A 2,124-nucleotide genomic window follows, 5' to 3' on the forward strand; every position below is an offset into this window, starting at 1 on the left:
CGAGGACAGACGATTCCAAATCCGATAGAGGTTATTCTTCAGATCCTTCTCGAAGTCCTCGATGGAGCGCCCGTCTACCCCTGGCGCACCCTTGTTGGCCTTGACCTTCTCGTACGCCTCCTGAACCTCCCACTTCGATATCTCAAACGGCTTGTCTGATGATTTCAACTGGTCCACCCAGCTCCTCCCGGAGAACTTCCGGTTGACCGAACGAACAAACAGTCACGGATGACCCGGCCCCTTCGCTCCGCCTTCATTACAAAGGGTTCCTCACTACTACGAGCCGGTCCGCCAGCACGCCCCACGTCGGTACTCAAGCCCTCACGGTTCTTCCGCTTGGGCCGCTCCCTCTCGCCACTCGTATTACTCAAGCGACATTATCGGGGCATGCCTTCTCACGTTCCATGCGAAAGCCGCAGATCAGGCTCACGTCGCCTCCGTGCCGAACACCGCCTGGCCAGTAGACGGGACTCCCGCCAGACTTATCCCGGAGCAACCACAAATCTCCGGTTCTGATGTCACCTATCTTCTAACGACACTTCAGCAGCGATTCACTTGCGTTCGTCTTCCTGATCCCTACCTGACGGCTCTACCGCCGCCTTTTCCACATCGCTCACCACGACGGTCGTCAACCAACGCAGCATGTGGCGGTTTGGCACCGTCCCCCGCAGGACGGCACCGAAGGGCCAAGTCCTTCATCTTTCGCACAGCACCGCAGCGTGAAGTTCTTCCTACCTGAACTCCCCTCTGCGTTCGTGACACACGTGGTTTGAAGCCTCCCCCCGCAGGGCGACTCCGAAGGGCCAATAACCTTCATCTTCCGCACAGCATCACTTCAAGAACTGCTCCTACAATCAGCTCCATCCACGTTCAGGACACAAACACCCAACGCCCCTGGGGCAGGCCAACCATACGAAGGGCTCGCCCTGTCCCGCCGAAGAGCGTAGGGAAGCACTACCCCGTCGAGTTCAAAGCGGACGCGGTCGCGTTGTACGAGTCCCGGCCGGGGTCGACGATCAAGCAGGTCGCCGCTGATCTGGGCGGCAATCCCGAGACGCCCAGGAACTGGATACGGGCGGCTGGCACAGGCCGCCGTTCGGCCGCGCCCGCCGAGGCGCTGCCGCAGTCCTCGCCGGAGGCGGAGGTAGCCACGCCGCGCAAGAAGGTCCGCGAGCTGGAGGAGGAACGCGAGATCCTGCGCAAGGCGACGAAGTATTTCGCCGGGGAGACGCGCTGGTGTACCGCACCGCTTCCAGTTCGTCGCCGACCACCAGCGCCGGCATGGCGTGAAGCGGCTGTGCTCCATTCTCGGGATCGCCCGCTCAAGCTTCTACTACTGGCGCCGCACCGCTCCGGCCCGGGCGTGCCCGGCAGGCGGCCGACGCCAAGCTCGCCTCGCGGATACTCGAGGTCCGCCGGGACTCGGACGGCACCTACGGCGTCCCGAGGATCACCGCCGAGCTCACGAGGACGGCGAGCGCGTCAACCCCAAGCGGGGCGCCCGCCTCATGCGCCAAGCTGGCCTGGCCGGAGTTCCGGACCGGGGCGGCTTGGCGGGACGTGCCCGAGCGGTACGGGTCCTGGGCCACGCTGCACACCCGCTTCCGAAAGTGGGCCAAGGACGGCACCTTCTAGCGGATGCTGCAGGCCGCGTAGTCGGGGGTGGACGCGGATCGCGACATCGAGTGGCTGGTGTCAGTCGATTCCACGGTCGTGCGTGCCCACCAGCACGCGGCCGGGGCCCGAAATGGAGGCTCCGCAGCCCGGCACTCGTCCGGTCCAGAGGCGGGCTGACCAGCAAAATACATCTCGCCTGCGATGCCATCGACCGCCCGCTCGCCTTCGTCGTGAACGGCGGCAACACCAATGACTGCACCCGTACCGCCGTGATGGAAGTAATACGGGTGCCCCGCATCGGACCCGGTCGGCCACGCGTCAAGCCGGACCGCGTCATTGAAGACAAGGGCTACAGCTCCAGGGCCATCCGGCACCTGGCTGCGACGCCGGGGAATCGCCCACACCATCCCCGAACGGGCCGACCAGGTCCGAAATCGGTCCCGGCGCGGGAGCCCCGGCGGCAGACCCCCGGCCTTCGACCGCAACGTCTACAAGCGACGCAATGTC

The 2,124-nt window shown here is 64.8% G+C and carries 2 pseudogenes; both read left to right on the top strand.

The features are described 5' to 3' along the window. Positions 1 to 769: 769 nt before the first annotated feature. A pseudogene (locus ACWGI8_RS43350) lies at positions 770 to 1,195 on the top strand (transposase); the annotation flags it as partial. A 344-nt stretch (positions 1,196 to 1,539) separates the two neighbouring features. Then, a pseudogene (locus tag ACWGI8_RS43355) lies at positions 1,540 to 2,124 on the top strand (IS5 family transposase); the annotation flags it as partial.

Source organism: Streptomyces sp. NPDC054841 (genome assembly GCF_053611045.1).